The 24,628-nt window shown below is 69.4% G+C and carries 26 protein-coding genes and 1 tRNA gene; 17 read left to right on the top strand and 10 right to left on the bottom strand.

The window, feature by feature from the left end; translation table 11 throughout:
• The first annotated feature begins 217 nt into the window (after nt 1-217).
• Genes C1N74_RS16625 through C1N74_RS06995 form a run of 3 tightly spaced genes read left to right on the top strand, consistent with a single transcriptional unit; the run spans nt 218 to nt 2,921 of the window.
• On the top strand, nt 218-1,120 hold the full coding sequence (locus tag C1N74_RS16625) for an ABC transporter ATP-binding protein (RefSeq protein WP_258318022.1): 903 nt from the start codon (nt 218-220) through the stop codon (nt 1,118-1,120).
• Nucleotides 1,096-2,631, top strand: coding sequence for a hypothetical protein (locus C1N74_RS06990; RefSeq protein ID WP_137750244.1), 1,536 nt, complete (start codon nt 1,096-1,098; stop codon nt 2,629-2,631). The genes C1N74_RS16625 and C1N74_RS06990 overlap by 25 nt, the downstream gene beginning before the upstream one ends.
• A 23-nt stretch (nt 2,632-2,654) precedes the next feature.
• Nucleotides 2,655-2,921, top strand: a complete 267-nt coding sequence (locus C1N74_RS06995; RefSeq protein ID WP_023951164.1) for a DUF3039 domain-containing protein — start codon at nt 2,655-2,657, stop codon at nt 2,919-2,921.
• Nucleotides 2,922-3,026: 105 nt separating this feature from the next.
• Here C1N74_RS06995 and C1N74_RS07000 read toward each other — a convergent pair whose 3' ends face one another.
• Complete coding sequence (locus tag C1N74_RS07000; protein ID WP_137750245.1) at nt 3,027-4,349, bottom strand: nicotinate phosphoribosyltransferase; 1,323 nt, start codon at nt 4,347-4,349, stop codon at nt 3,027-3,029.
• An 80-nt stretch (nt 4,350-4,429) separates the two neighbouring features.
• Here C1N74_RS07000 and murI point away from each other — a divergent pair, with 80 nt between their 5' ends.
• The 3 genes from murI to rdgB are packed head-to-tail and all read left to right on the top strand — an operon-like array spanning nt 4,430 to nt 6,620.
• Nucleotides 4,430-5,266, top strand: a complete 837-nt coding sequence (gene murI, locus C1N74_RS07005) for a glutamate racemase (RefSeq protein WP_036304919.1) — start codon at nt 4,430-4,432, stop codon at nt 5,264-5,266.
• Nucleotides 5,267-5,298: 32 nt separating this feature from the next.
• A complete protein-coding gene (gene rph, locus C1N74_RS07010) occupies nt 5,299-6,030 on the top strand; it encodes a ribonuclease PH (RefSeq protein WP_023951161.1) in 732 nt (243 codons plus the stop codon).
• Nucleotides 6,027-6,620, top strand: a complete 594-nt coding sequence (gene rdgB / locus C1N74_RS07015; RefSeq protein ID WP_023951159.1) for an RdgB/HAM1 family non-canonical purine NTP pyrophosphatase — start codon at nt 6,027-6,029, stop codon at nt 6,618-6,620. The genes rph and rdgB overlap by 4 nt, the downstream gene beginning before the upstream one ends.
• 125 nt (nt 6,621-6,745) lie before the next feature.
• On the opposite strand, the gene C1N74_RS07020 is transcribed toward rdgB, so the two are convergent.
• Complete coding sequence (locus C1N74_RS07020) at nt 6,746-9,211, bottom strand: ATP-dependent DNA ligase (RefSeq protein ID WP_137750246.1); 2,466 nt, start codon at nt 9,209-9,211, stop codon at nt 6,746-6,748.
• Between the two features lie 61 nt (nt 9,212-9,272).
• Here C1N74_RS07020 and C1N74_RS07025 point away from each other — a divergent pair, with 61 nt between their 5' ends.
• A complete protein-coding gene (locus tag C1N74_RS07025) occupies nt 9,273-10,253 on the top strand; it encodes a Ku protein (protein ID WP_023951156.1) in 981 nt (326 codons plus the stop codon).
• Here C1N74_RS07025 and C1N74_RS07030 read toward each other — a convergent pair whose 3' ends face one another.
• From C1N74_RS07030 to C1N74_RS07050, 5 genes are all read right to left on the bottom strand, one after another.
• Nucleotides 10,254-11,072 carry a DedA family protein gene (locus tag C1N74_RS07030; RefSeq protein WP_083990673.1) on the bottom strand — a complete coding sequence of 273 codons (819 nt, stop codon included), beginning with the start codon at nt 11,070-11,072 and terminating at the stop codon, nt 10,254-10,256.
• 51 nt (nt 11,073-11,123) lie between these two features.
• Nucleotides 11,124-11,205: transfer RNA gene (locus tag C1N74_RS07035), tRNA-Leu, on the bottom strand.
• 108 nt (nt 11,206-11,313) lie between these two features.
• On the bottom strand, nt 11,314-12,147 hold the full coding sequence (locus tag C1N74_RS07040; RefSeq protein ID WP_023951151.1) for a formate/nitrite transporter family protein: 834 nt from the start codon (nt 12,145-12,147) through the stop codon (nt 11,314-11,316).
• A gap of 78 nt (nt 12,148-12,225) precedes the next feature.
• Nucleotides 12,226-13,278 carry a methionine synthase gene (locus C1N74_RS07045; protein ID WP_137750247.1) on the bottom strand — a complete coding sequence of 351 codons (1,053 nt, stop codon included), beginning with the start codon at nt 13,276-13,278 and terminating at the stop codon, nt 12,226-12,228.
• 31 nt (nt 13,279-13,309) lie between these two features.
• Nucleotides 13,310-14,347, bottom strand: coding sequence for a putative oxygenase MesX (locus tag C1N74_RS07050; protein WP_137750248.1), 1,038 nt, complete (start codon nt 14,345-14,347; stop codon nt 13,310-13,312).
• 118 nt (nt 14,348-14,465) lie between these two features.
• Between C1N74_RS07050 and C1N74_RS07055 the strand changes: the two genes are divergently transcribed.
• A complete protein-coding gene (locus tag C1N74_RS07055) occupies nt 14,466-15,407 on the top strand; it encodes a LysR family transcriptional regulator (RefSeq protein WP_023951144.1) in 942 nt (313 codons plus the stop codon).
• 53 nt (nt 15,408-15,460) lie between these two features.
• On the opposite strand, the gene C1N74_RS07060 is transcribed toward C1N74_RS07055, so the two are convergent.
• Genes C1N74_RS07060 through C1N74_RS07070 form a run of 3 tightly spaced genes read right to left on the bottom strand, consistent with a single transcriptional unit; the run spans nt 15,461 to nt 18,690 of the window.
• Nucleotides 15,461-16,654 (bottom strand): M20 family metallopeptidase, encoded by a 1,194-nt coding sequence (locus C1N74_RS07060; protein ID WP_137750249.1) that lies wholly within the window; start codon nt 16,652-16,654, stop codon nt 15,461-15,463.
• Between the two features lies 1 nt (nt 16,655).
• Complete coding sequence (locus C1N74_RS07065; RefSeq protein WP_181405589.1) at nt 16,656-18,089, bottom strand: MFS transporter; 1,434 nt, start codon at nt 18,087-18,089, stop codon at nt 16,656-16,658.
• On the bottom strand, nt 18,079-18,690 hold the full coding sequence (locus C1N74_RS07070) for a TetR/AcrR family transcriptional regulator (protein ID WP_137750251.1): 612 nt from the start codon (nt 18,688-18,690) through the stop codon (nt 18,079-18,081). The genes C1N74_RS07065 and C1N74_RS07070 overlap by 11 nt, the downstream gene beginning before the upstream one ends.
• A gap of 144 nt (nt 18,691-18,834) precedes the next feature.
• Between C1N74_RS07070 and C1N74_RS07075 the strand changes: the two genes are divergently transcribed.
• The 9 genes from C1N74_RS07075 (at nt 18,835) to C1N74_RS07115 (ending at nt 24,571) form a co-directional block, all read left to right on the top strand.
• Nucleotides 18,835-19,218 carry a hypothetical protein gene (locus tag C1N74_RS07075; RefSeq protein WP_137750252.1) on the top strand — a complete coding sequence of 128 codons (384 nt, stop codon included), beginning with the start codon at nt 18,835-18,837 and terminating at the stop codon, nt 19,216-19,218.
• 119 nt (nt 19,219-19,337) lie between these two features.
• Nucleotides 19,338-19,982, top strand: coding sequence for a hypothetical protein (locus C1N74_RS07080; RefSeq protein ID WP_137750253.1), 645 nt, complete (start codon nt 19,338-19,340; stop codon nt 19,980-19,982).
• Nucleotides 19,983-20,165: 183 nt separating this feature from the next.
• Nucleotides 20,166-21,341 (top strand): CpaF family protein, encoded by a 1,176-nt coding sequence (locus tag C1N74_RS07085; RefSeq protein ID WP_375538054.1) that lies wholly within the window; start codon nt 20,166-20,168, stop codon nt 21,339-21,341.
• The gene (locus tag C1N74_RS07090) at nt 21,338-22,201 is read left to right on the top strand and encodes a type II secretion system F family protein (protein ID WP_137750255.1); all 864 of its coding nucleotides are present in this window, start codon (nt 21,338-21,340) and stop codon (nt 22,199-22,201) included. The genes C1N74_RS07085 and C1N74_RS07090 overlap by 4 nt, the downstream gene beginning before the upstream one ends.
• On the top strand, nt 22,198-23,115 hold the full coding sequence (locus tag C1N74_RS07095) for a type II secretion system F family protein (RefSeq protein WP_137750256.1): 918 nt from the start codon (nt 22,198-22,200) through the stop codon (nt 23,113-23,115). Before C1N74_RS07090 ends, C1N74_RS07095 begins: the two co-directional genes overlap by 4 nt.
• 30 nt (nt 23,116-23,145) lie before the next feature.
• Nucleotides 23,146-23,334: a hypothetical protein gene (locus C1N74_RS07100; protein WP_137750257.1), complete on the top strand. Its 189-nt coding sequence runs from the start codon at nt 23,146-23,148 to the stop codon at nt 23,332-23,334.
• Nucleotide 23,335: 1 nt separating this feature from the next.
• Nucleotides 23,336-23,722, top strand: coding sequence for a TadE/TadG family type IV pilus assembly protein (locus tag C1N74_RS07105; protein WP_137750258.1), 387 nt, complete (start codon nt 23,336-23,338; stop codon nt 23,720-23,722).
• Nucleotides 23,697-24,158 carry a TadE family protein gene (locus C1N74_RS07110; protein WP_137750259.1) on the top strand — a complete coding sequence of 154 codons (462 nt, stop codon included), beginning with the start codon at nt 23,697-23,699 and terminating at the stop codon, nt 24,156-24,158. The genes C1N74_RS07105 and C1N74_RS07110 overlap by 26 nt, the downstream gene beginning before the upstream one ends.
• On the top strand, nt 24,155-24,571 hold the full coding sequence (locus C1N74_RS07115) for a pilus assembly protein TadG-related protein (RefSeq protein WP_137750260.1): 417 nt from the start codon (nt 24,155-24,157) through the stop codon (nt 24,569-24,571). Before C1N74_RS07110 ends, C1N74_RS07115 begins: the two co-directional genes overlap by 4 nt.
• The last annotated feature ends 57 nt before the right edge of the window (nt 24,572-24,628 follow it).

A 24,628-nucleotide genomic window follows, 5' to 3' on the forward strand; every position in this document is an offset into this window, starting at 1 on the left:
GCCGGAGCCGGAGCCGGAGCCGGAGCCGGAGCCGGAGCCGGAGCCGGAGCCGGAGCCTGAGCCTGAGCCGGAGCCGGAGCCTGAGCCGGAGCCTGAGCCGGAGCCTGAGCCTGAGCCTGAGCCTGAGCCGGCCCCGGACCCGGACCCGGAGCCTGCGCCGGAGCCTGCGCCGGAGCCGGAGCTTGAGCCTGAGCCGGACCCGGAGCCGGAGGGCGTCGTGGCTCCGAACGAGGGAGGGGAACCGGAGCCCGAGGCGGCCGCTTCCGACGATGACGCCGAGCCCTCCGAAGAGGTCGTCATCGCGACGGTGGCTGCAAGCGGCGTCACCTCGGCGCACGATTCCGAGGACGTCGCCCCGAGCGCCCCGGCGTTGCGCCTGCGGAGCGTCACGAAGGCCTACGGTGAGGCACGCGCGGTCGATCGCATCGACCTCGAGATCCCCGCAGGATCCTTCTACGGGCTCGTCGGTCCCAACGGCGCGGGAAAGACGACGACGCTCTCGATGATCGCGGGCCTTCTCCGCCCCGATGAGGGAGCGGTCGAGATCGCGGGGATCGATATCCGTCGCGACCCGGCCGGGGCGAAGCGGCAGATGGGCGTTCTCCCCGACCGGCTGCGCACCTTCGACCGTCTCTCCGGCCGCCAGCTCCTCTACTACTACGGGGTCCTGCGCGGACTGAAGCCCGCCGTCGTCGAGAACCGCATCGCCGACCTGGCTGCGGCGTTCGATCTGACCGACGCACTCGGACGGAGCGTCTCGGACTACTCCGCCGGCATGACGAAGAAGGTCATGCTCGCAGGCGCGATGATCCACGCGCCGCGACTGCTCGTCCTGGACGAGCCCTTCGAGTCGGTCGATCCGGTGTCGAGCGCCGTCATCCTCGACATCCTGCAGAAGTACGTCGATCACGGCGGCACCGTCATCCTGTCGAGTCATGGGATGGAGCTCGTCCAGCGCGCCTGCTCCGGCGTCGCGGTCCTCGTGGGCGGCCGCATCCTGGCTGCGGGCACCGTCGACGAGGTACGTGACGGACGCACGCTCGAACAGCGGTTCCTCGAACTTGCCGGCGGGACGAGCGCGGTGGAGGGCCTCGAATGGTTGCACACGTTCTCCGACTGAGGTTCGACGTCCTCGTCGGGGCACTGCGGTTCCACCGTGCCCGCGCGCTCGCAGCGCTCGCAGCGACCGTGGTTCTCGTCGGCGCGATCGTCCTCGCGCTCCTGCGTCTGCAGGATGCGCCCTACGCCAGCGCTCTCGTGGTGCTCGCCGTCGGCGGTGCGGCCGTCTCGGCATGCTTCGCGCTCGTGCCGCTGGTCACGCCCGTTCGCGACCCGCTCGATCCGCGTGCCTTCATCGTGACGGGTCGTGACTGGTGGCTCGTCGCCGCGTCGACGGCTGCGGCAAGTCCGCTGAGCCTGCCGTCGGCGGCCGTGATCGTCGTGTCGGTCGCTGTCGCGCTCACCTGGATCGCCCACGGCGTCGACCCGGTGGTCGCCGTCTTCGGCGCGGCGCTGATCGTCGTCACTCAGCTCCTCCTCGCGCGGGTCGCGCTCGGAGTAGCCGCTCTCGTGCTCGCGGAGCGTCGATCGCGGGAGCTCACGACCCTGCTGCTGCTCGGCATCGGCGTGGTCGCGATTCCGGTCGCGGTCTTCCTGGCCTCGCTCAACTGGGACGACGGCGTCCCCGGCCCGCTGCTCGCGGCCGTGGGGACGCTCGCGGTCACCCCCATCGGGGCGGCTTGGGTTCTCCCGCTCGACCCCCGGCCGACCGTCGTCATCGTCGCGGTCCTCACGGCGGCGGCGTTGGCCGTGGCATGGATCCTGATCGTGCGGCGGATGCTCACCCACACCGAACGGCCCGTTTCCGTGCGCGAGCGCCGCGGGCTCGGCTGGTTCACCGTGACCCCCGGAACGCCCGGGGGCGCTGTCGCGGCGCGCTCTCTCGTCTACTGGCTGCGCGATCCCCGTTACCTCGTCGACATCGCGATCATCCCGGTGGCGTCTGTCGTCGCGGTCGTACCGCTCGTCATCGTGGGCGTGCCGCACGAGATCGCCGCGCTGATCCCCGCGCCGCTCATCGCGCTCCTGCTCGGCTGGGTCGTCCACAACGACCTCGCGTACGACGGTTCGGCCGTCTGGCTGCACATCTCGAGCGCGGTGCGCGGTGCGTCCGACCGGGTCGGTCGACTGGTGCCGCTGCTTCTCGTGGCGTTGCCGCTGCTCGCCATCGCGATCCCCGTCGGCATCGGCATCCACGGTGATTGGGGCGTCCTGCCGGTCATGGTCGGAGTCTGTTCCGCGCTGCTCCTCGGCGGTCTCGGTCTCTCGTCGGTCTCGTCCGTGCTCGCGCCCTACGCGGTCGCACGACACGGTGACAGCCCCTTCCAGCAGCCGCAGCGCACCGGCGGCGGGCTCGCTCAGGGAGCGGTGCTGGTGGGGGCGCTGCTCGCGGCAGCACCGGCGCTGTGGTGGTCGTGGCGGTTCCTGCTGGGCGAATCGCACGCGCAGTGGTGGGCTCTCGGCACCGGAGTCGGGGTCGGGCTCGTCGTGCTCGTGGCCGGTATCCTCATCGGCGGTCTGCTGTTCGACCGGCGCGGGGACCGGCTGATGGCATTCGCCGAGACGACCTGACCGTTCGCCGATAGAATTCCCGCATGAGCACTCCTCTCGATTCTCCCGACCAGGGCGGTCTCGCGACCCTCGACCGTGAGCTCGAAGAGCTCATCCGCGAGGAGACGATCGAGCCGGGCGACCACGAGCGGTTCTCGCACTACGTCAAGAAGGACAAGATCCTCGAGTCCGCGATCACCGGTAAGCCCGTGCGCGCGCTGTGCGGCAAGAAGTGGACGCCCGGTCGCGACCCCGAGAAGTTCCCGGTCTGCCCGACCTGCAAGGAGATCTACGAGTCGATGACGCGCTGACGCGTCGCTGCTGAACTCGCGAAAACGCACCGCCCCGCCGAGAGTGCACCGTCATGGGTGCGTTCTGAGCGGGGCGGTGCGTTTTCGGCGAAGCGGGGATTCGTCTCAGTCCGCGTCGCGGTAGATCGTCGGGATGGCGGGCTCGGAGCGGCTCAGTGCCAGAGCGCGAACCGGCATCTCCTCGATGACGCTCGCGTGGTGGTCTCGGGCGGCCCGAACGCCGGCGGCACCGACCCAATCCACGACGGCCCGGCCGTCGGCGAACAACACCGTCTGCAGTGCGCGGGCATCGGGATGCTCGGCGGGAGTGTCGAGGGGCTCGAACCCGTCGGATACGACGACGATCTCTTCAAGAGCCGTGCCGTTGTCGAGCGCTCGGAACGCCGTCTTGCGTCCGCCGTGCGACACCTTGTCCGCCGAGGCCTTCGCGACCGAGAGCCAGGACCCGTCGTCGTTCTGACGCGCCACGAGCTTGTAGACCATGCCGGCGGTCGGAGTGCCCGAGCCGGTGACGAGCGACGTTCCCACCCCGTAGGCGTCCACGGGGGATGCCGCCAGGGCCGCGATCGCGTACTCGTCGAGGTCGCTCGTGACGGTGATGCGCGTGGCGTGGGCGCCGAGCTCGTCGAGCTGCGCTCGGACGTCCGCTGCGACGGTCGGGAGGTCGCCCGAGTCGATCCGCACGCCGCCGAGTCCGGTGCCCGCGACCCGGATGGCCGTTGCGACGCCCTCGGTGATGTCGTAGGTGTCGATCAGGAGCGTCGTGTCGGCGCCGAGCGCGTCGATCTGGCTGCGGAAGGCAGCCTCCTCGCTGTCGTGCAGCAGCGTCCAGGCGTGTGCCGCGGTGCCCATGGTCGGAATGCCCCACGTGCGACCCGCCTCGAGGTTGCTCGTGGCCCCGAAGCCGGCGATGTGGGCTGCCCGAGCGGCCGCGACCGCGCTGCGTTCGTGCGCACGGCGCGACCCCATCTCGGCGAGAGGGCGGTCCCCGGCGGCGATCGCCATGCGCGCCGCCGCCGTGGCGACGGCGGAGTCGTAGTTGAGGATGCTGAGCACGAGGGTCTCGAGGACGACCGCCTCGGCGAAGGTCCCCTCGACGGTCAGGACCGGTGAACCGGGGAAGTAGAGCTCGCCCTCGCGGTATCCGGTGATGGTGCCGGTGAAGCGATAGTCGGCGAGCCACGCGAGGGTGGTCTCATCGAGACCCGCGTGCTCGCGCAGGAACGTCAGCTCCTCGTCGCCGAAGCGGAAGCGCTCGATCTCCTCGAGCAGCCGTCCGGTGCCGGCGACGACGCCGAACCGCCGCCCGCCCGGGAGCCGCCGCGCGAAGACCTCGAACACGCAGCGTCGATCGGCCGTGCCGTCGCGCAGGGCCGCCTGCAGCATCGTGATCTCGTAACGGTCGGTGAGCAGAGCGCTGGAGGCCATGACTGCCACTGTAGCGACGCTGCATTGCGCACCGACGACACGGGATGCCGCGGCGGCGAGGCCAGGTAGGCTCGATGATCGTGAACGACGCGCCCATCGGAATCTTCGACTCGGGTGTCGGGGGGCTCACGGTGGCGCGGGCGATCTCGCAGCTGCTGCCGCGGGAGTCTCTGCTGTACATCGGTGACACCGCGCACTCGCCGTACGGTCCGAAGCCCATAGCCGACGTTCGGCGCTATGGGCTCGAGGTGCTCGACACCCTCGTCGACGAGGGCGTGAAGATGCTCGTCATCGCGTGCAACACCGCTTCCGCCGCCTTGCTCCGCGACGCGCGTGAGCGTTACGACGTGCCGGTGGTCGAGGTCATCAACCCCGCCGTGCGGGCAGCGATCTCCACCACCCGCAACGGGCGCATCGGCGTGATCGGGACAGTCGGCACCATCGCCTCCCGCGCCTACCAGGACATGCTCGAGGTCAACGAGCGGCTGGAGGTCTTCGCGGCATCCTGCCCCCGCTTCGTGGAGTTCGTCGAGGCGGGCATCACGCAGTCGCCCGAGGTGCTCGCCGTCGCCGAGGACTATCTCGCGCCGCTGCGCGAAGCGGGGGTCGACACCCTCGTGCTCGGCTGCACCCACTACCCGTTCCTCGAGGGCGCGATCAGTTACGTCATGGGCCCCGACGTCGCGCTCGTCTCGAGCGACTCCGAGACGGCGAAGGACGTGTACCGTCAGCTCGTCTCCCGGGGCCTGCTCGCGCACGATTCGGCGGTGCCCCGTCACGTCTACGAGGCCACGGGCGACTCCGGCGACGACTTCCTGGACCTCGCAGACCGGCTCATGGGCCGGGGCGTGCCCTCGGTGCGCATGGTCCAGACGGGGGCGATCGTGCTGCCCAAGCTCGCCCCGCCCGCATCCTGACCCCCATCCGCCGTCCGATCGGAGACACCTTCATGACCGATTCCCTGCGCGCCGACGGGCGCACTGCCGACCAGCTCCGCACCGTGACGATCGAGCGCGGCTGGAGCGCACACGCCGAAGGATCGGCTCTCGTGAGCTTCGGGGGCACGAAGGTGCTCTGCACCGCCTCGTTCACCAACGGCGTCCCGCGCTGGCTGACCGGCAAGGGCAAGGGATGGGTCACGGCGGAGTACGCCATGCTGCCGCGAGCGACCAACAGCCGCAACGACCGCGAGTCGATCAAGGGCAAGGTCGGCGGACGGACGCACGAGATCTCGCGACTGATCGGCCGCGCCCTGCGGGCCGTCGTCGACACGAAGGCGCTGGGCGAGAACACGATCGTCATCGACTGCGACGTGCTGCAGGCCGACGGCGGCACCCGCACCGCCGCGATCACCGGGGCCTACGTCGCCCTGGCCGACGCCATCGAGTGGGGGCGGTCGCAGAAGTTCATCGCGCAGCGCTCGGCGCCGCTGGTGGACTCCGTGTCGGCGGTGTCGGTCGGGATCATCGACGGAACGCCGATGCTCGACCTCGCCTACGTCGAGGACGTGCGGGCCGAGACCGACATGAACGTCGTCGTCACCGGCCGCGGGCTCTTCGTCGAGGTGCAGGGCACCGCTGAGGGCGCTCCCTTCGACAAGCGCGAGCTCGATGCGCTGCTCGAGCTCGGCGTGAACGGGTGCGCGCAGCTGCGCGACATCCAGACGGCGACGCTGGCATGACCGGCCGCATCGTCCTGGCGACCCACAACCCCCACAAGGTCGAGGAGTTCCACGCGATCGTCGCGGCGGTCCGCCCCGACCTGGAGGTCATCGGGTACGACGGGCCGGAACCGATCGAGGACGGCGTCACCTTCACGGAGAACGCGCTCATCAAGGCCCGGGCTGCCGCGGCGCACACGGGGCTCCCGGCCCTCGCCGACGACTCGGGGATCTGCGTCGACGCGCTCGGGGGAGCCCCGGGTGCCTTCTCGGCGTACTGGGCCGGTCACCAGAAGGATGCCGCCGCCAACACGGCCCTGCTGCTCGATCAGCTCTCCGACATCGCCGATCCGCGTCGCACGGCTCAGTTCGTCTCGGTGATCGCGCTCGTCGACGGTGAGACCGAACACGTCGTCGAGGGCGTCTGGCCGGGCCGGCTGGCGACCGAGGCGGCCGGCGAGGGCGGTTTCGGATACGACCCGGTGTTCGTGCCCGACGGGCAGCCGGAGCCGGCTCGCACCGTCGCGGAGTGGTCGGCAGCGGAGAAGAACGCCGCGTCGCACCGCGCGCGAGCCTTCGTCGCGCTCACCGAGCTGCTGCGCTCGCTCTGACCTTCGTCCGGCAGGCCCACCGCGCCGCGCGGGCCGGTCGCCGACGCACCCCGCACGCCGCGGCCGAGTGCAGCGGTTCAGCCTGTCGTCGGCACACCCCGACGGCACAACCCCGACCGGCGACCCTAGCTCTCCTCTCGGCGGACGTCGCCGGGGGTCCGGTCAGGCCGCAGGCCCCGCCAGCGAGCGTGGCGCAGGATGCCGCCCGGCGTGAACTCGGCGAACTCGACCTCGCCGACGAGCTCGGGTCGAACCCACCGGGCGTCGGAGGCGTCGGCTGCGGGGATGCCCACGAACGGGTTCTCGCCCGAGCGGAGAGGCTCGAGGGCGGCGGTCAGCCGCGCGAGTTCGGCATCGGAGAACCCGGATCCGACGCGCCCGGCGTAGTGCAGAGCGCCGTCGTCGTCGGGGATGCCGAGCAGCAGCGACCCGATGCTGCCGCGGCGTGCACCCTTGCCCGGCCTGATAGCCCCGATGACGACGTCCTGCGTGCGGGTGAGCTTGACCTTGAGCCATTCCTCCGATCGAACGCCGGGGCGGTAACGGGATGACGGATCTTTCACGACGGCACCCTCGAGATCGAGCTCCCGAGCCACGGTCAGCGCGGCGTCGAGGTCGTCGGTGACGGGCGGCACCGTGAGCGGCGGTTTCGCGTGCGCCGTCGCGGACTCGAGCAGTCTTCGGCGCTCGCGCAACGGCAGGGTCGTGACGTCGCGGTCGCCGTGCCGCAGCATGTCGAACACGAAGAGATCGGCGGGCGTGCGGTCGCGCTCCCGCGCGATGTCGCGGGCCTTCGTGAGGTGCATCCGGTTCTGCAGGAGCGGGAAGCTCGGGCGTCCCGCCCCGTCGAGCGCGACGATCTCGCCGTCGAGCACAAGGGGGGTCTCGCCGAGTCCCAGATCCGCATCCTCGCCCGTGAGCTCGGGGTAGCGGGCCGTGATGTCGGTGCCGCTGCGGGCGTGCAACCGCATCCGCTCGCCGTCCCAGTACGCGATCGCCCGGACGCCATCCCACTTGAACTCGACCCACGGCCCCCAGCGTTCCGCCGTCGCGCGGGCGGCTCCACGCGACGATGAGACGGCCAGCATGGGCGACACCGGTCCCGCCGCGATCGTCGATGCGCCCGTCTCGGCCTCGGGATGAGCAGATGCCGGCGGCCGCGCGGATGCCGCCGGCCGCGCAGACCCCGCGGATGCGGAGGAGGCCGACCCCGGAGCCTCGGTCTTCATCCGGTGCAGGAGCCACTGCGACTTCTCGCCCGACCCGCCGGTGCGGATGAGCACGAGGCGCGCGTCGTGCGCGGTTCCGCCGGTGGTGCCCCGGAGGGTGAAGATGATCTCGTCCTCGCGCCACTTCTCGAGGTCGTAGACGCCGGTGTCCCAGATCGTCATGGTGCCCGCACCGTACTCGCCGGCGGGGATCTCGCCGTGGAAGGTCAGGTACTCCATCGGATGCGGCTCGGTCATCACGGCGAGATGGTTGCGGTCGGTCGTCTCGGGGATGCCGCGGGGCACGGCCCAGCTGACCAGCACTCCGTCCCGCTCCAGGCGCAGGTCGTAGTGCAGCCGCCGGGCATGGTGCTCCTGCACGACGAAGCGGGGCTTGCCCGCTGGTGCGGTACCCGCAACGCCCGCCGCCGCACCCGACACGGCGTCGGGCATGGGCTCGGGCGTGCGGTCCGCGGACCGCTTCGCGAGGTACGGCGCCAGCGGTGCCGTTCGCCGGGGTGCGAGCGCCGCGAGCAGGTCGCCGACGTCGTCTGCGCGCTCGAGCATCTCGTCGAAGCGGAGGTGGCGGAGGTCCGGATCGTCGAGCTCGTCCCACGTTCGCGGTGCAGCGACGGTCGGCTCATCGCGGCCGCGCAGCGAATAGGGCGCGATGGTGGTCTTCGAACCGTTGTTCTGGCTCCAGTCGAGGAAGACCTTGCCGGTGCGGGCGCTCCGGGTCATCTGACTGATGACGAGGTCGGGGTGGTCGGCCTCGAGAGCGCGGGCGAGCTCCTTCGCGAACGCCGAGGCCTGATCGCTCGTCTTCGCGCCGGCGAGCGGAGCGTACAGATGGATGCCCTTGCTTCCGCTCGTGACGGGAAACAACTCCATTCCCATGTCCGAGAGGATGCTGCGCACCCACCGCGCCACCTCGGCGCACTCGGCCAGCCCGACACCGGGGCCCGGATCGAGGTCGAGGACGAGCCGGTCGGGAGAGCCGCGCTCGCCGGCGTCGGTGAAGCGCCACTGCGGGACGTGCAGTTCGAGGCTCGCGACCTGCGCGAGGTAGACGAGCGAGGCCACCTCTTCGACGAGGGGGTAGTCCTTCGATCCGCTGGAATGGTCGATCGGCATGCGGGGAAGCCATGAGGGAGCGCCGGGCTCGAGGGCTTTCGCGAAGAAGTCGGGCTGTTCGACGCCCTCGGGCCAGCGTTTGCGCGTCACCGGGCGCCGGTCGAGGTGGGGGAGCATCAGGGGCGCGATGCGCGAGAAGTAGTCGATCACCTCGCCCTTGGTGGTGCCCGTTCTGGGGTACAGCACCTTGTCGAGGTTCGACAGCCGCAGACGTCGGCCGTCGACCCGGACCGTCTGCTCTCCTGCCATGCCGACAGGTTATTGCGCCACCCGCTGGCGTCGCCGAGGGGTTGCGGTGTGTACTTCGTGCATGAGATCGATCTGGAAAGGCGCCCTCACCTTCGGGCTCGTCAATGTGCCGGTGAAGGTCTACTCGGCGACCGAGGACCACGACGTGCCCCTGCACCAGGTGCACAACGCCGACGGCGGGCGCATCCGCTACCAGCGCATCTGCGAGATCGACGGTGAGGTCGTGCCCTACGCCGATATCGATCGCGCCTACGACGACGGCGAGCAGACCGTCGTGCTCACGAAGGAGGATCTGGCGTCGTTGCCCTCCGAGCGGAGCCGCGAGATCGACGTCGTCGAGTTCGTGCCGAGCGACCAGATCGATCTGCTGACGCTCGACAAGGCGTACTACCTCGAGCCCGACTCGTCGTCGCCCAAGTCGTACGTCCTGCTCCGCAAGACCCTGGAGCAGACGGATCGGACCGCGATCGTGCGGTTCTCCCTGCGACAGAAGACGCGGCTCGCGGCGCTGCGCGTGCGGGGCGATGTCCTCGTGCTGCAGACGCTGCTGTGGGCCGACGAGGTCCGTGAGGCGGCGTTCCCGGCCCTCGATGAGTCGGTGCGCATCTCGGCGAAGGAGCTCGAGATGTCGGCATCCCTCGTCGAGAGCTTCTCGAGCGACTTCGACCCCGAGGCGTTCACGGACGAGTATCAGGAGGAGCTGCGGACCCTCATCGACGCCAAGCTCGAGAAGGGCGACGCTCTCGACACCTCCGAGACCTTCGGTGAGAAGGCCGAGAAGGAGGGCGGCGAGGTCATCGACCTGATGGAGGCGCTGCGGGCGAGTGTCGAGCGCAGCCGTGCGGCGCGTGGCGGGGGCTCGAAGACATCCAGCGACGATGCCGGAGACGGCGACACCGAGACGCCCGCGAAGAAGCGCGCCGGGAAGAGTGCGGCGGCGAAGCCGGATGCCGACGAGAAGTCGCCCGCGAAGAAAGCGCCCGCTAAGAAGAAGACGGCCGCGAAGAAGACTCCCACGAAGAAGAGCGCGAAAGCCTCCTGATCAGCTCCGCGGCGGTTCGTGACCGCCGTCGGGCTCAGGCGCCGGCGCCCCGGGGCGGTGCACGTGCGGGTGGCCGTGCTCACGGAAGACCTCCGGGTCGAGCACGAGCTCGCGCGCCTCTTCGGAGTCGGTGTACTCGTCGGGTCCGGCGGCCATCTCCTTCTTCGCCTTCCGCTTCTCGGCGAAGTAGTGCCACACGATGAAGAAGACGGTGCCGACGACGGCCGCGAGCAGGATGACGTCGATGTACTTCGCGACGAACTCGCCGACGCCCGGAATCAGGCTCACGAGGTAGCCGATCACGGTCAGGCCGAAGCCCCAGATGACGGCCCCGATGAGGTTGTAGAGCGAGTACCGATGCCACGGCATCTTGCCGACACCGGCGGCGACGGGCGCGAACGTGCGGACGATGGGGACGAAGCGGGCGAGGATCACGGTGACGCCGCCGTATCGCTCGAAGAACGCGTTCGTGCGCTCGACGTTGCGGCGACTGAACAGGCCCGATTCCTTGCGCTCGAAGACGGCGGGGCCGCCCTTGCGGCCGATCACATAGCCCACCTCACCGCCGAGGAAGGCCGAGAATCCGATCAGGAGACCGACGATCCATACGTTGATCCCGAAGACCCCGTGGGGTGCGTGCGTGACCGGGTTCGACAGCAGGCCCGCCATGATCAGCAGCGTGTCGCCGGGAAGCAGGAAGCCGACGAGCAGTCCGGTCTCGGCGAAGATGATGAAGCACACCACGAGCAGAGCCCAGGGGCCTGCCGCGCTGATGATGGTGGCGGGGTCGAGCCAGGGGATGAGGGCGATCTGATGCACGAGTTTCCCGTCGGGAGAGGATGACGCGAGGACGGGCGAACGCCCGATCCGTGCGGAAGGTGGGACTTGAACCCACACGCCGTGAGGCACAGGAACCTAAATCCTGCGTGTCTGCCAATTCCACCACTCCCGCTGACTGGTTCAGTCTAGGCGGGCGGGATAGCCAGAATCGTCCGGATAACCCCCGAATCCGCCGAGATGATGTGGCGGTCACGGCGCACGCATGGCCGCCCCATCGCACCTATCGCGCGACCGAGCTCTCGCGCCCTGAGCCCGGGATGTTCGCGGGGGCCTCAGCGATCCGCGGGGAGCCGCCGACGAACCAGTATCCGGTGCCGACGACGAGGCCGCCGCCGACGAGGTTCCCGGCGCCCACGAGCACCAGATTGAGGGCGAAGCCGCCCAGGGTCGCCGACGGGTCGCCGGAGAGCAGGCCGATCGTGAACGTGGTCATGTTCGCCACGACGTGCTCGAAGCCGGAGGTGATGAACGCGAGGATCGCCGCGAAGACGACCAGGATGCGGGCGGTCTCGCTGCGCAGCCGCACCGTCATCCAGATCGCGATGCAGACGAGCACATTGCACAGGATGCCGCGCACGAACAGCTCGACCGGCGACTCGTGTGCCTTCGCGGCGAGCATGTCGGAGATCATCGCGCCGGCCGCGGCATTGCTGTGCAGCACCCCCGACGCGACGATCAGCGCTCCGAACACGACGGACCCGACGAGGTTGGCGGTGAACGTCCATGCGATCGCCCCGGCCGCGCGTCCCGGCGGCACGGCCCTCATGAGCGCGGCCTGGGGGATCGTCATCATCGAGGACGTCACGAGCTCGCCCCCGGCGATGACGACGATCGTCAGCGCGACCCCGAACACCACTCCCGACACGAGCTTGCCCCAACCCGAGCCCACCGCGAAGAGGGGGCCGGCGGCAGTGACCATGAGCACGACCCCGACACCGATGTACGCGCCCGCGAGCATGCCCGCGACGGTGAAGCGAGCGGGGGAGCGCATCCCGTCGGCCTTGTGGCGGCCGTTGTCGGCTTGTGCGCCGAGCGCTTCGGGGATCGTGAGCACGGGATCACCGTCCTTCCGCCGCCAGTGTGCGCTCGCGGCGCGGGCGGGGAGAGGGCGACGGGCCGGGGATAACCCGCGTCAGCGCGCGGCGAGAGCGCTGGGCGCGGAAACCTCGGCGCGGACGAGGGTAGCGCCCGCCACCAGAGCGCTGATCTTGTCGTACGCCACGGCGCGGGGCAGCGGTGCCATGCCGCAGTTGGTGCTCGGGATCAGGTTGCCGGCGTCGACGAACTCGAGGGCACGGCGGAGGGTCTCGGCGACCTCGTCCGGCGTCTCGACCTCGTGGCTGGCGACGTCGATGGCGCCGAGCATCACCTTCTTGCCTCGGATGAGCTCGATCAGCTCCACCGGAACGTGCGAGTGGTGGCTCTCGAGCGAGATGACGTCGATGCTCGAGCGCTGGAGAAGCGGGAACGACTCCTCGTACTGCCGCCACTCCGGACCGAGCGTCGCCTTCCACTCGTTGTTCGCCGCGATGCCGTAGCCGTAGCAGATGTGCACCACCGTCTCGGCGCGCAGGCCCTCGGCGGCTCGTTCGAGTGCGGCGATACCCCAGTCCTTCATCTCGTCGAAGAACACGTTGAACGCGGGCTCGTCGAACTGGATGATGTCGACGCCGGCGGCCTCGAGCTCTCGGGCCTCCTGGTTGAGGATCGTCGCGAACTCCCACGCGAGCTTCTCGCGGCTCCGATAGTGATGATCGGCCAAGGTGTCGATCATGGTCATCGGTCCCGGGAGCGCCCACTTGATGCGACGGTCGGTCTGCTGCCGGAGGAAGGCCGCGTCATCGACGAAGACCGGCCGCCGGCGACTGACGGCGCCGACGACGGTGGGCACGCTCGCGTCGTATCGATCGCGGATGCGCACGGTCTCGCGCCGTTCGAAGTCGACGCCGTCGAGGTGCTCGATGAAGGTCGTGACGAAGTGCTGGCGGGTCTGTTCCCCGTCGCTGATGATGTCGAGTCCGCGGCGCTCCTGCTCGTGCACCGCGACGCGCAGGGCGTCTCGTCTGCCTTCCGTCAGCGTGTCGCCGGTCAGTTCCCACGGTGACCACAGCACCTCGGGTTTGGCGAGCCACGACGGCTTGGGCAGGCTGCCGACGGTCGAGGTGGGCAGAAGGGTGTGCGACACGGATCGTCCTTCGGGTGAGCGGGTCAGCGGGTCAGCGGGTGAGCGCGCTCGGGGCGGCGTAGCGGGCGGCCCAGCGGCTGAGGACCTGGCGGTGCGGGGTGACGAAGTGCTCCTCGGCGTACCTGCCCTGCGTCGTGGCGAGCTGGCTGCGCTCGACCCGGTCGTAGGTGATGTCCGTCCGCACGAAGTCATCACTCTCGAGGGTGGGCCGGTAGACCTCGCCGGCGGGCTCGGTGGCGTTGTAGATCTCGGGCCGGTAGATCTTCTGGAACGACTCCATCGTGCTGATCGTGCCGATCAGCTGCAGATCGGTGTAGTCGGCGAGCAGGTCGCCGCGGTGGTAGAACGCCAGCGGCGCGACGCTTCCGCGCGGCATGAAGTACCGCACCTGCAGCCCCATCTTCGCGAAGTACTCGTCCGTCAGCGAGAACGAGTCCTGCTCGTACTCGACGCCGAGGACCGGATGCCGGTTGCCGTTGCGCCGGTAGGTCCGGCTCGTCGACACGCTGATGCACACGACGGGGGATTGGGGGAACCGCTCGCGATAGGCGTCGGAATCGAGGAAGTGGCGGAAGAGCTTGCCGTGCAGGTCGCCGAACCCATCCGGCACCGTGAACGCGCCGGGCGTCTGCTGCGCGGACGGCAACAGGATGCTGAAGTCGTAGTCGCGCAGATACGACGAGAAGTTGTTGCCGACGATGCCGTGGTGACGCTCGCCGGTCTGCCGGTCGAGGATGTGGATGTCGAGCACCTCGAGCAGCGGGAACTCGCGGTCGGCGGGGGCATCCGTCGATGCGCCGTCGGTATCGGAGTCGGTGTCGTCGTCGAACCGCAGGTTGACCGAGACGATGTCGAGCTCGGCGGTGTACCGGTCGCCGTCCGGGTTGCCGGTGCGGGCCAGGTCGTTGAGTCGAGCGTCGATCATCGCGAGCGCGCCGCGGAGGTTCTCCCGGCGGCGCTCGCCGCGGGCGAGGTTGGCGAAGTTCGTGGTGATGCGCGACGAGTCGGAGGGGGTGTAGTCCTCGTCGAAACGCGTCGTCGAGATGCGGAACGTGAAGTCGTTCGCCATGATCAGCCAATCAAGCGGAGCTCCGGAGAGCCGTGCGGAAGATGTCGGCTCCATCGTGCGCTCTGGCGGTAGTCATCGGGTAATTCCCGCTCGCTATCCAGTGCCATAGTCTGGGGCTATGGCCGTGCGTCGAAGCGGGATCACCCTGCAGCAGCTGCAGTACTTCATCGAGGTCGCCGCCGAGGGCTCGATCTCGGCGGCATCCGATCTGCTCTACGTCGCGCAGCCCACGATGTCTGCGGCGATGAAGGATCTCGAGGCGCGGGTCGGCCGTGATCTGCTGGTCCGGTCGGCCCGAGGCGTGACCCTGACCACCGACGGCGTGGAGTTCCTGGGGTACGCCCGTCAGGTCGTCGAGCAGGCCGAGCTGCTCGAGCAGCGCTACCTCGGGCGGCCGCCGTCGCGGCGGCTGCTCGGCGTCTCGACGCAGCACTACTCGTTCGCCGTCGACGCGTTCGTTCGGATGGTCAGGAGCACCGGGGCGCCCGAATACGAGTTCTCGCTGCGCGAGACCCGGACGTGGGACATCATCGAGGACGTCCGGACGCTGCGAAGCGAGCTGGGCATCCTCTTCCGCAACGACTTCAACCGGAACGTGATCGACAAGCTGCTGCGGGATTCGGGGCTCGCTTTCCACCCGTTGTTCGTTGCCGAACCGCACATCTTCGTCTCGCGCCGGAACCCGCTCGCGGCTCGTGCCCGCGCGACCCTCGACGATCTCGCCGACCTGCCGCGCCTGACCTTCGACCAGGGCGCGAACAACTCGTTCTACTTCGCCGAGGAGATCCTCTCGACGCTCTCGAGCAAGCAGGAGATCCGGGTGTCGGATCGCGCGACGATCTTCAACCTCATGATCGGCCTCGACGGCTACACGATCTCGACGGGCATCATCAGCGATGACCTGGATCCTGAGATCGTCGCCGTGCCGCTTGATGTCGACGAACGCATCGAGATCGGGTGGATCGGCCGCACGGCCGTCCCGCTCACCGAGCAGGCGCAGCGCTATCTCGAGGAAGTCCGCGCCGTCGTCGCGGGGTTCGGCATCGAGCTGCTCGGCTGAGCCGGAGTCGTCGCCGCAGGTCGCACGAGCTGGGTGCGGCGACGACTCGTCGGCTACCGTGACGTGCGCGCGAAGGCGACCGATGCCAACGCCGCGGCCTGGTCGCCCAGCACCGAATCGTCGAACAGCACGCGAGGGGAGTGATTCCACTCGACGGTGCTCAGATCGGTTCCCTCGGGTGACGTCAGGAGCGCGATGAAGGTCCCGGGAACTTCCGCCAGGACGAACGCGAAGTCCTCGGAGCCCATCATCGGGGAGGGCAGCACCATGACGCGTTGCTCGCCGAATGTCCGGCGAAGCTCGGCGAGGGTCGCCTCGGTCTCGGCGACGTCGTTCACGGTCACGGGGTACATGGTCTCGAAGCGGGTGTCGGCGGTGAGACCGTGCGCCGAGGCGACGCCGTCGACGACCCGCGGCAGTCCGCTCTGCAGGATCGCCAGCGACGTCGGCGACATGTTCCGCACGGTCGCGGCGATCTCGACCTTCTCGGGGATCACGTTGACGGCCCCGTCTCCCGTCGACAGGCGGGTGACCGACAGCACCACGGGGTCGAAGGCGTCGAAGCTGCGCGTCACGAAGCTCTGGAGCGCGAGCACGATCTCGGCGGCGGCCGGCACCGGATCGAGCGTCTGGTGCGGCTGCGAGCCGTGCCCGCCGCGACCGTTGACCGTGATGAATAGCTGGTTCGAGCCGGCTGCCACGGCGCCCGTCCTCGTCGCGAACATGCCCCGTGGTCCCGGTGCGACGTGGATGGCATAGGCGGCGATGGGGCGCTCGCCCGCGGCATCCAGCAGCCCCTCGTCGAGCATGATCTTGGCGCCGCCGTGGCCCTCCTCGCCGGGCTGGAACATGAAGACGACCGACCCGTGCAGTTCGTCGCGTCGAGCAGAGAGCAGCTTCGCCGCGCCCACGAGTCCCGCGGTGTGCAGGTCGTGGCCGCACGCATGCATGGTGCCGTTCGTCGCGGCGTAGTCGAGCCCCGTCGCCTCGTCGATCGGCAACGCGTCCATGTCGCCGCGCAGCAGCACGGCCGGGCCGGGCAGCGCGCCGCGGAGGACGGCGACGATCGACGTCGTCGCCGTTCCCGTCGTGATCTCGAGCGGCAGCCCCTCGAGGGAGTCGAGCACGCGCTGTTGTGTGCGGGGCAGGTCGAGCCCGAGCTCGGGGTCGGCGTGGAGCGCGCGGCGCAGGGCGACGAGATCGGGAACGATCGCGGCCGCATCGGCGGTGAAATCGGGGGTGGTCATGTCAGCCTTTCGTTGCCGGGGTGACGGAGCGCGGCATGCGCATGGTGGCGAGGGCGACGGCGGCGATGAGGAACGCCGCGGCGCAGACTCCCCAGATCGTGATGTAGCCCTGGATCGACGAGTGCAATGCGCCCGTGGTCGTGAAGCCCGCGAGCACGACGGCGAACACGGCGCCGGCGGTCGAGCCGCCGAGCGTGCGGAGCGAGTTGTAGACGCCCGCTGCGATGCCCGTCGAATCGGTGGGAGCGAGCTCTGCGACGAGCGCGGGCAGAGCGCCGAGCAGCAGACCCATCCCGATGCCGTTGATCGCCGAGACCACGAAGATCTGCCAGAGGTGGTCGTGGAACGCGATCTGGACGAGCGAACCGGATGCTGCCGCGAGCGCCCCCGCGATCAAGACGGCTCGGATGCCGACCCGCCGGGCCAGCGGTGCGAATGTGGCCGCCCCGAGGGTGGCGAGGATCGTGACCACCGCGGTGACGGCGGAGGCGGTGCTCGCCGACGCGGCGAATCCGTAGCCCGTCTGCGCGGGATCGGCGGTGAGGAATGTCGTCGTCGGCGACTGCGCGCCGAACATCACCATGCCGAAGAGGAAGGCCGTGAGGTAGACGGGCCCGAGCCCGGGAGAGACGACGAGACGGAGGTCGATCGCAGGCGACGTCGTCCGCAGCTCCCACACGACCCAGACCGCGAAGACGACGAGCGCTGCGGCGAGAGTCGCGATCGTCGCGGGCGACGCGAAGCCGGACGTCGAGGCGAGGCGCAGCCCGAACAGCAGGAGGACCATGGCGAGGCCGATGCCGACGAAGCCGAGCACGTCGACCTTCGCCGCCGTGCGGGTGGTCGATTCGGGCACCTTGAAGAACACCGCGTAAGCGCTGACCGCGACGAAGACGACCGGCACGAGAAGGGTGAGGGTGAGGCTCGGCAGCACCGCAGAGAACAGGCCGGCAGCGAGCGTCCCGAGGATCGCGCCACCGGTCAGGCACGACACGAGCAGACCGATCGAGGTACGAGCCGTCTCGCCCTTGATTCGGTTGTGGACGAGCGCGATCTCGAGCGGCAGCCAGACGGCGAGCGGGCCGACGAGGATCCGCGCGGCGAGCACGATCGGGTAGCTCGGCAGGAACGCCGTGACGAGGGTGCCGATCAGCACCGCGACGACGGCGATGCGCAGCATCCGCCGGTGCCCGAAGATGTCGCCCAGCTTCGACAGGAGTGGCACGCAGACGGCGGCCGCCAGCGTCTGAACGGTCAGGAACCACGTGATGTCGGCATCGGATACGCGAAGATGGCCGGCGATCTCGCCGAGGAGCGGGGCGTAGAACCCCTGGACGAAGCCGCTGGCGAGCTCGCAGAAGACGAGGAAGCCGACGACGGCGCGGACGCTGACCTTCGACAGGGACTGGGTGAGGGGCGGGGATTCAGGAGGCATCGGGAACCTGTTCATCGGCGTCGGGCAGTCGACGGGGAGGGTGTGTCACGAGGGCGTCGATGATGTCGACGTAGTGGCGCTCATCGATGTGGATGCGCTTGACGGACTGCCGGTACAGGGTGAGCCCGGCGATCGTGTCGAGGAGGATGTCGTGGTCGACGTCCTCGGGAAGCTCGCCCCGGGCGATGGCGCGATCGATGATCTCGATGCCCTGGTGGCGACGGTGCTGGAAGAAGGTGTCCCACAGCAGCGGGAAGACCTCGGGCTCAAACATCGCGCGGAGCCCATTGCTCTGTTCCGGCGAGAGCTCTTGGTTGCGCTGGTTCTGACGTGCGTGCTCGAGCAGGTCGGCGCGCACGTCGTCGTGGTCGGGCATGGCGCCGACCGCGACCTGCGACCGCAACACTGCGGCCACGAGCGCTCCCTTGTCGGAGTAGCGGCGGTAGATCGCCGTCTTCCCGCAGCCGACGGCCTTGGCGACCCGTTCGACGCTGAGCTGCTGATACCCGTGCGCGCCAAGGAGGTCGGCGGCGGCGACGAGGATGCGGCGGGTCAGGTCCTCGTCGGTGGGTCGGCCCGGCTTCTCGGTCTGCGGCGTCATGACCACAACGATACGAAACGGTGTGTTTCGTTAGTGTTACGGATCGTTCACGATTCCGGCGGGCCTCGGCGGCCGCGTCCTGTCGCGGTCGTCTACTCTGCTGGGACTCTCCCTTTGCGTCCGAGCTGGAGGAGGTGCGGCGGGATGCAGATCATCACCGCGGGCCTGCTGGTGGCATGGGCGTTGGCTGTCGTCATCGCCAGCACCCTCGGAGTACGCGGTAGATACGAGACGGCGTCCATCAACGGCATGCGGAGGCGTCGAGCGGATGCGTCCGACACCGCCTGGCGAGCCGGTCTTCGGGCGCTCTATCCGTGGATGCTGACATCGGCCGCGCTGCTCCTTTTCCTGGCGCTCGCGGTCCTCTTGTCGTCACCCGGCGCTCCGTATCTTTTGCTCCTGCTCGGCCTCGCCTTTGTCCTCGGAAGCGTCTTCGTGGGTATCGGGGCTCTGAATCGAGCGGTTCGGCGGCAGCAGGAAGCGGAAAGTGCCGAGCGTGGCCTTGGCGTGCCGCCGAAAAAGCGATAAGGCTAGATTGACCTGACAGTTCACGGAGCGGGTACTGCGGTCACCTCGGCCCCTACGTCCCGCTGACTAGCGTGAACATGCCACGGGCGCAGAGCGCGAATACATTTTGCGGAGGGGTCATGCTGAAGAAAATCGTCGTCGCCGCGATTGCGTCATTGCTAACGGTGGGAGGTCTAGTCGGGTGCGGCTCTCCCGCACCACAGGCGCATGGGAGCCAACCGACGGCAGAGCGCTTGGCGGTCTCTTTCGAGGCGATGTACGCGAGCTGGCTCGCGGATCCTGAACTGACGGAGAGGGATGTCGAGATCCTCACCGAGGCCCAAGCGACGGGCCGGGTGACGCGAGTCCAGTACGAGGACTCCCTCGAGCGGCTCGTTGACTGTATGGCGGACGCAGGCCATGACCTCGATCTCACGACATACCCCTCGGGGATCGTGAACGTGCAGCCCCCTGCTGCCGTGACCGATCCGGACAGGATGATGGCGGCGAAGCACCGTTGCGAACAAACGACATCGATCCACGCGATCATGGGATATGAGATGCAGCAAGCGAATCCCGATCTCTACGCCGACCCGTCATTGCGGGCGTTCACCTGTTTGCGAGACGGTGATCTCATCGCCGCCTCGGGCACCGTCGAGGACGTTCATCGGTTCATGTTCGCGTCGATGCGCGGTGATCTGCCGTTCGATTCCAACGACCTCGGAGTAGAAGCCTGCTTCTACGGTGCGGGCATGTCTTACGACACGGGATCAACCGCGGGCTAGGTGCTCACCAAACGTCGGTCGACGCGTTCACTTTCTCCTCGGGCGCGAGATAAGCCGTCGTGTATGCCGCCGTCGCCCACACGGCCACGTCCCGGATACCGCTCACCCACCCTCCACGCGTCGAGCGGCCGGCCCTGTGGAAAGTCACGACGGGCTCACGAGATAGCGACCACGATGCTGCGGGTGAGCATTTCCCTCTCTTCCGCATCCGGGTCCGAGCCGCCTGATCTGCCTCCCGAGACGCGGATCGCGTGCCGTCTGCGCGATCGGCTGCGGTCGGAGGGCATCGATCCTGCGGAGCGCCCGGACGAGGTCGAGCGCGTCGCGGCCGCGGAGGTGCAGCGACACAACGACTTCGCTCTGGCACGCGGGCTCGAAGCCGTCGACGACGAGTCCGCTGCGGTGCGCCGCGTGCTGGCGTCCGTGGCCGGTTACGGCCCTTTGCAGGCTCTCCTGGACGATCCGAGCGTCGAGGAGCTGTGGGTAAACGCTCCCGACCGCATCTTCGTCGCGCGCGGCGGCCGAAGCGAGAGGGTCGCGCTGACTCTGACCGAGGGGCAGGTGCGCGACCTGGTCGAGCGGATGCTGCACGCGACTGGGCGCCGCGTCGACTTGAGTCAGCCGTTCGCCGATGCCTCGCTTCCGGACGGCTCGCGGCTTCACGTCGTCATCCCCGACATCACCCGCCATTGGTCCGTGAATGTCCGCAAATTCCTCCGCACGTTCCACACGCTCGACGACCTCGTGGCGGTCGGGTCGGTGACGGTGGAGGCGGCGGACATCTTGCGCACCGCGATCGCGAGCGGACGGAACATCATCGTGTCCGGTGCCACTCACGCGGGTAAGACGACAATGCTCAGCGCTTTGATGGCGACGAGTCCGCCCGAGCAGCGTGTCGTCACGGTGGAGGAGACGTTCGAGCTCGCCGTCGATCTGCCCGATGTCGTCGCCCTGCAGGGCCGTCAGCCGAGCCTCGAAGGCGGGGGAGAAGTGACGCTGCGGCGCCTCGTGAAGGAGGCGCTGCGTATGCGACCGGACCGTCTCGTCGTGGGCGAGGTGCGCGACGCGGAAGCTCTCGACTTGATCCTCGCACTCAACACCGGCGTTCCGGCAGCCGCGACCGTCCACGCCAACTCCGCGGCGGATGCGTTGCGGAAGCTCTCGGCCCTCCCACTTCTGGCCGGCCGGAACATCGACATCGAGTTCGTGCGCGGCGCGCTCGCGGCGTCCGTCGACCTCGTGGTCCACTGCGAGCTCTTGAGCTCGGGCCGCCGCCGCGTCGCCGAGATCGTGTCTCCCACCGGGGCAGTGGTCGAGGGCGTCATCGCGACGCGCTCGGTCTACCGGAGCCGGACGTGATCCTGCTGTGGGGCGCCAGCCTCGGCGCGGGACTTCTGCTGATCGTCTCGCCGTGGCTGTCGCCTCTGACGGCCACGACTGCGGCGACACCCGGTCCGTCCCGGCGATGCGGTCGCGTCCTCCTCGAATCCTCCGGTTTCGCGCACGCGCCGGTGAGCGGGCTCGCCGCCGTATCGGTCGGGGCCGCGGTGCTCGCCGCCGCGGCTGCATGGCTCGTGACATCGCTGCCTGTGGTTGCCATCGTCGCCGGGGGCGCCGGGGCGCTCCTGCCGGCGGCCTGGCTACGATCACGCGCGCGGCGACTGCGGAGAGCTCGCCGAGGACTCTGGCCCGACGTCTGCGACCTCCTCGTCGCATCCGTTCGAGCCGGGATGCCTCTCGGTGACGCCGTCTCGTCGATAGCGGAGAACGGGCCACCACCCCTTCGGCCCGCGTTCCACGGGTTCGCGCGAGATCTCGCTGCCTCCGGTCACTTCGACACCAGTGCCGCGCGTCTGCAAGCCATGCTCGCCGACCCTGTGGCCGACCGCATCGTGGAGACGCTTCGGATGGCCCGGCAGGTGGGCGGGACCGAGCTCGTCCCGGTACTGAGGGCGCTGTCGACCTCCGTCCGCGCCGATGCGGCCCTGCGCGCGGAGGTGGAGGCGCGGCAGTCGTGGATCCGCGGCGCGGCCGTGCTCGGCTTGGTCGCGCCCTGGGTGGTCCTGACGCTCCTGGCCCTCAGACCGGAAGGGGCACGCGCGTATGCCTCGGGTGAGGGAGCGGTCCTCATCGTGGCTGGGGCCGCGGTGTCCTTCGTCGCGTACCGGCTCATGCTGCGGATCGGCCGGCTGCCGGAACCGCGGAGGTGGGTGCGATGACCGCCTTCTCCGACCTCGCCCTCGCCATCATCTGGGGGACTGTTCTGGCAACCGGGGTTCTCCTCACCGTCGCGGGGATGCCGCGTTGGGCGGGACCTCCGCTCGAGCGACGCATCGCGCCCTACCTGCGCGACATCGCCGACCCGATGGGCCTGACTCCATTGCATCCGGGATCCTCGTGGCAGAGGCGCCTTCTCACCTGGGTCTCGCGGCTGGGCGCGCGAGTCGGCGGATCAGACACGGTGCGACGGCGGCTCCTGCGGGCCGGCTGGTCCGTCTCTGCCGAGGCGTTCCGCCTGCGGCAACTCTTCGCCGGCCTCGGAGGTCTCGCGATGGGAACCGCGATCACGATCGTCGTGGCGATTCGCGGCGATGCGAACGGAGCGACGCTGCTGCTGCCGATCGTCTTCGCCGGCGCCGGAACGCTCGCAGCCCACACGATGCTCGCGCAGGCCGCGGAGAACCGGATGCGGCAGGTGCGGGAAGAGGTGCCGACGGTGCTGGAGTTCCTCGCACTCTGCCTCTCCGCGGGAGAGAGCCTCAACGATGCGCTCCGCCGCGTCAGTGACGTGGGAGCCGGCGAACTGACGCGTCACCTCCGTGCGGCGGTGCTCTCGGCCAGCACCGGGTCGACCCTGACCGATGCCCTGCGCGACATGGCACGCTCCCTCGACGTGGCGAGCATCGATCGCGCGGTCGACCAGCTCGTGGGAGCCATCGAACGCGGCGCCCCGTTGGCACAGGTCCTGCAGACCCAGGCGGCCGATGCGCGGGAGGACGCGAAGCGGGTTCTGATCGAGCAAGCGGGCCGCAAGGAGATCCTCATGCTCGTTCCCCTGGTCTTCCTCGTGCTGCCTCTCTCGGTCCTGTTCGCGGTGTTCCCCGGCATCGTGATGCTGCGCCTGGGGCTGTGAACCACATCCAGAACGAAGAAAGGAAACGCGATGAAACGAACGGTCGCGATGGTCCGCGGCGCCGCACGAGACCTCCGGGATGACGAGCACGGCGATGTTCCCGGCTGGGTGCTCGTCACCCTCATGACGGCGGGGCTCGTCGTCGTCATCTGGGCGCTCGCCGGTCCGGCGCTGTCGAACCTGTTCGAGCAGGCGATCGCGCGAGTGTCCGGACTCTGAGATGGCGGTCACTCTCGACGACCGCGGTTCGAGTCCGGCGGAGTTCGTGATGGTCGGAGCGCTGCTGACCCTGCTCACCCTGGGGGTGATTCAGCTCGCTCTCGCCGTCTACGTTCGAGGGGTCGCTCACGACGCGGCGGTCGAAGGCGCGTACGACGCCGCGCTGGCCGATGTGACCGACGGGGAGGGAGCTGGGCGCGCCCGGGAGATCGTCGACCGGACGCTCGGGCCGGGGGTCGTGCAGGATGTCCAGACGCGGCGCACTGCAGTCGATGACGCGGCGATGGTTCAGGTGACGATGCGGCTCACCCTGCCGCTCGTCGGATTGACGGGCATCCCGGCAGCGTGGGAGGTGACCGCGCATGCGCCTGCGGACGACGGGGAGTGAGCAACACCGCGCTGAGGACGGATCGGCGTCGCTCGAGTTCCTGACTGCCGGGCTCATCCTGCTCGTCCCCGTCGTATACCTGATCGTGTCGCTCGGCATCGTGCAGACTCACACGTTCGCTGCCCAGGCGGCGGCGCGGCACGTGGCTCGCGCGATCGCGACAGTGACCGACGTCGCTCAGGCCGACGCGCGCGCCGATGACATCACGCAGGCGATCGCCGCCGAGTACGGGATGGCGACGGACGATCTCGCGCTCGCCGTCTCGTGCGACGGGGCCGGTCCGTGTCCGCGTCCGGGGGAGACGTTCCGCGTCACCGCGGAGACCGAGGCGACGCTTCCGCTCGTGCCTCCTGTGCTCGGCCTCGACCGGCTCGCCCGCGTTCCGATCGAGGCGACCGCGGTGCAACGGATGCCGCGGCTGTGGGGCGCGCCATGACTGGACATCATCGGCTGGGCGACGAGGGGAGCGTGCTGCCGCTCACACTCGGATACGCTCTGCTCGCCATCGTGCTCGTCCTCCTCAGCGCCGACGCTATGAGCCTGTATCTCGCCCATAAGCGGGCGGACACCGTCGCGGACGCCGCGGCTCTGGCCGCCTCCGACGGGTTCGAGTTCTCCGTCGAACAGGGCTCGCCGCGCGCGCTCCTCGACCCGGCTGGTGTCCGTGACCTCGCCGCCCAGGTCGTCGCGGCATCCGGTGACGTCACGCTGGTCGACGCTGCCACTCCCGACGGGGTGTCGGCGCGAGTCACCGTGGCGACGGTGTGGCATCCGCCCGTCTCATCGATGTTCGTGCCCGACGGCGTGCGGGTCGAGGCGACTGCGACGAGCCGGACCGTGCTGCGCTGAGTCCGCGACGCGCAGCGATCGCGCAACCTCCTTCCCGGAGGAATCGGCGCTGGCTAG

Source organism: Microbacterium sp. SGAir0570, assembly GCF_005491085.2.
Lineage (GTDB): Bacteria > Actinomycetota > Actinomycetes > Actinomycetales > Microbacteriaceae > Microbacterium > Microbacterium arborescens.

Bases quoted from the DNA above. Each gene is read 5' to 3' on its own strand.
- C1N74_RS06990 (WP_137750244.1), top strand. From the start codon at position 1,096: ATGGTTGCACACGTTCTCCGACTGAGGTTCGACGTCCTCGTCGGGGCA.
- C1N74_RS06995 (WP_023951164.1), top strand. From the start codon at position 2,655: ATGAGCACTCCTCTCGATTCTCCCGACCAGGGCGGTCTCGCGACCCTC.
- C1N74_RS07000 (WP_137750245.1), bottom strand. From the start codon at position 4,349: ATGGCCTCCAGCGCTCTGCTCACCGACCGTTACGAGATCACGATGCTG.
- rph (WP_023951161.1), top strand. From the start codon at position 5,299: ATGACCGATTCCCTGCGCGCCGACGGGCGCACTGCCGACCAGCTCCGC.
- rdgB (WP_023951159.1), top strand. From the start codon at position 6,027: ATGACCGGCCGCATCGTCCTGGCGACCCACAACCCCCACAAGGTCGAG.
- C1N74_RS07020 (WP_137750246.1), bottom strand. From the start codon at position 9,211: ATGGCAGGAGAGCAGACGGTCCGGGTCGACGGCCGACGTCTGCGGCTG.
- C1N74_RS07025 (WP_023951156.1), top strand. From the start codon at position 9,273: ATGAGATCGATCTGGAAAGGCGCCCTCACCTTCGGGCTCGTCAATGTG.
- C1N74_RS07050 (WP_137750248.1), bottom strand. From the start codon at position 14,347: ATGGCGAACGACTTCACGTTCCGCATCTCGACGACGCGTTTCGACGAG.
- C1N74_RS07055 (WP_023951144.1), top strand. From the start codon at position 14,466: ATGGCCGTGCGTCGAAGCGGGATCACCCTGCAGCAGCTGCAGTACTTC.
- C1N74_RS07060 (WP_137750249.1), bottom strand. From the start codon at position 16,654: ATGACCACCCCCGATTTCACCGCCGATGCGGCCGCGATCGTTCCCGAT.
- C1N74_RS07065 (WP_181405589.1), bottom strand. From the start codon at position 18,089: ATGCCTCCTGAATCCCCGCCCCTCACCCAGTCCCTGTCGAAGGTCAGC.
- C1N74_RS07070 (WP_137750251.1), bottom strand. From the start codon at position 18,690: ATGACGCCGCAGACCGAGAAGCCGGGCCGACCCACCGACGAGGACCTG.
- C1N74_RS07075 (WP_137750252.1), top strand. From the start codon at position 18,835: ATGCAGATCATCACCGCGGGCCTGCTGGTGGCATGGGCGTTGGCTGTC.
- C1N74_RS07080 (WP_137750253.1), top strand. From the start codon at position 19,338: ATGCTGAAGAAAATCGTCGTCGCCGCGATTGCGTCATTGCTAACGGTG.
- C1N74_RS07095 (WP_137750256.1), top strand. From the start codon at position 22,198: ATGACCGCCTTCTCCGACCTCGCCCTCGCCATCATCTGGGGGACTGTT.
- C1N74_RS07100 (WP_137750257.1), top strand. From the start codon at position 23,146: ATGAAACGAACGGTCGCGATGGTCCGCGGCGCCGCACGAGACCTCCGG.
- C1N74_RS07105 (WP_137750258.1), top strand. From the start codon at position 23,336: ATGGCGGTCACTCTCGACGACCGCGGTTCGAGTCCGGCGGAGTTCGTG.
- C1N74_RS07110 (WP_137750259.1), top strand. From the start codon at position 23,697: ATGCGCCTGCGGACGACGGGGAGTGAGCAACACCGCGCTGAGGACGGA.
- C1N74_RS07115 (WP_137750260.1), top strand. From the start codon at position 24,155: ATGACTGGACATCATCGGCTGGGCGACGAGGGGAGCGTGCTGCCGCTC.